This window comes from Aeromicrobium sp., assembly GCF_036676885.1.
Lineage (GTDB): Bacteria > Actinomycetota > Actinomycetes > Propionibacteriales > Nocardioidaceae > Aeromicrobium.
Genome location: NZ_JAKFCB010000268.1, coordinates 1 through 2,184, shown reverse-complemented (window position 1 = coordinate 2,184; position 2,184 = coordinate 1). Strand labels below are relative to the sequence as shown.

Below are 2,184 nucleotides of genomic sequence, written 5' to 3'. Positions count from 1 at the left end.
ACGTGTCGAGCTTCTCGTGCGCGCGCTTCTTGGTCTCGTCGCTCATCCAGGGCAGCGCCGAGATGCTCTGCCGGTACGCCTCGAGGAGGTTGTCGATCAGCTCGGTCATCCGCTCCTTGGAGGCGGGCGGGAACTCCGTGCGTACGTAGATCTTGCCGACCGCCTCGCCCATCGCGCCCTCGACGAAGCCGACTCCGCGCTTCCACCGGGGCCGCAGCTCGTCGGTGCCGCTGAGGGTCTTGCCGTAGAACTCGAAGTTGGCGTTGACGAACGCCGACGACAGATAGGGCGACGCGCTGTGGACGACCTGCCAGCGCAGCCAGTCCTTCCAGGCCTCGAGCTCGTCCGGGACGAGCAGCGTCTCGAGTCCTTCGAGGTATGACGGCTGGGCGACCACGACCTCCGCGATGACCGGCGCGGGGATCTGCGCGGCGTCGGACCACCGGGTCCAGTCGAACGATGGAGCGAGGGCTTGCAGGCCGTCGAGCGCGAACAGGTTGTAGGTCTTCTGGGCGTCGCGCGACTCCACGTTGTCCCAGTGGTACGAGGCGATGCGGGTCTCGAGCTCCATGATCCGCTGCGCGCGGCCGGCGGTGTCGTCGAGCCCGGCCAGCCCGAGCATCGTCGTGAGGTGCTCGACGTACGCCTCGCGGATCGCGGCCGAGCTCTCCTCGCGGTAGTAGGCCTCGTCGGGCAGGCCGATGCCGCCCTGGCCGAGGTGGGTCACATAGCGGTCGGGCTGGCCGCTGTCGGGGCCGATGTACATGCCGAAGACGCTGCCGACGCCCTGGCGATCGAGGGTGCCGAGCGTCGAGATGAAGCCGGGAATGTCGGTGATGGCGTCGACCTGGGCGAGCTCGCTCTCGAGCGGTGTGGCGCCGAGCTGCTCGACTCGGTCCTCGTCCATGAAGCTCGCGTAGAGGTCGCCGATCTTGCGCTGCTCGTCGTCCTCCGGCGCCTTGCTGGCGGTCTCGATGATCTCGCGGACCTTGGCCTCGGCCTCGTCGACGAGCGTCACGAACGAGCCCGCGGTGGCCCGGTCGGGCTTGATCTCGGCCGTACGCAGCCACGGCCCGTTGACGTGCCGGAACAGGTCGTCTTGAACGCGCGTGGAGGGGTCGAACTGTGTCATGTCGATGCCGTGGGTCACGCCAGTAGGCTACACAGGTGAGCAAGACCCATCCCGCTGAACTGACCGTGATCCGGACCGAATTCGTGGCACCCTCGATGCGTCGGGTGGTGTTCGGCGGCGAAGGGTTTTCGGAGTTCCTCGGCCGGCATGCGGTGCTCAACAACGACGTGCACGATGGCGGCAGGTTCACCGACGAGTACGTCAAGCTCGTCTTCCTCGCCGACGGCTTCGACTATCCGCGTCCGCTCGACCTTGCCGCGGTGCGCGAGACGATGCCGCAGGAGGCCTGGCCGGTGCTGCGGACCTACACGATCCGCTGGATCGATCCCGAGGCGCAGGAGCTCGCGATCGACTTCGTGGTGCACGGTGACGAAGGCATCGCCGGCCCGTGGGCGGCTCGTGCCGAGCCCGGCGACCTCCTGCACCTGCGCGGTCCCAGCGGGGCCTACGCGCCCGATCCCACGGCCGACTGGCACCTGTTCGTCGGCGACGAGGCCGGACTCCCGGCGATCTCCGCGGCCCTCGAGGCGTTGCCGGCCGGCGCCCGCGCGGTGGCGTTCATCGAGGTCGGGGGAGCGGTCGACGAGGTTCCGATCGCGACCGTCGCCGAGCTCGAGATGCACTGGCTGCACCGTGGCGACGCGCCCGCGGGCTCGACGACGCTGCTCGACGACGCCGTGCGCGCGTGGGACTGGCTCCCGGGCCGGGCCCAGGCCTTCATCCACGGCGAGTCGGCGCTGCTCAAGAGCGTGCGACCGTACGTGCTCACCGATCGCGGCGTGGCCCGGGCCGACGTGTCGGTGTCGGCCTACTGGCGCCGCGGCACGACCGAGGAGGGCTTCCGCGAGTGGAAGTCGGCGCAGCAGGACGCGGTCATGCGACCGGGGGCGTCCTGAAGAGTGCCCTGACGGTAACCTCGTCGGGTGACTGAACTCCGCAATGTGGCCGTCGTCCTGGCCGGTGGCACCGGTACGAGGGTCGGCCTGTCGATCCCCAAGCAGCTCATCAAGATCGCCGGCAAGACGATCATCGAGCACACCATCGCGGCGTTC

Annotated in this window: 2 protein-coding genes and 1 pseudogene; 2 read left to right on the top strand and 1 reads right to left on the bottom strand. The window is 69.1% G+C overall.

Annotated features, from left to right (window positions below):
- Positions 1-1,150, bottom strand: a pseudogene (locus V6M46_RS11980) (M13 family metallopeptidase N-terminal domain-containing protein); the annotation flags it as partial.
- A 17-nt stretch (positions 1,151-1,167) separates the two neighbouring features.
- Between V6M46_RS11980 and V6M46_RS11975 the strand changes: the two are divergent.
- Both V6M46_RS11975 and V6M46_RS11970 read left to right on the top strand, forming a co-directional pair.
- Positions 1,168-2,028: a siderophore-interacting protein gene (locus tag V6M46_RS11975; RefSeq protein ID WP_332665259.1), complete on the top strand. Its 861-nt coding sequence runs from the start codon at positions 1,168-1,170 to the stop codon at positions 2,026-2,028.
- 27 nt (positions 2,029-2,055) lie between these two features.
- Positions 2,056-2,184, top strand: a 129-nt coding sequence (locus V6M46_RS11970; protein WP_332665264.1) for an NTP transferase domain-containing protein, incomplete at its 3' end; no start/stop codon positions are given.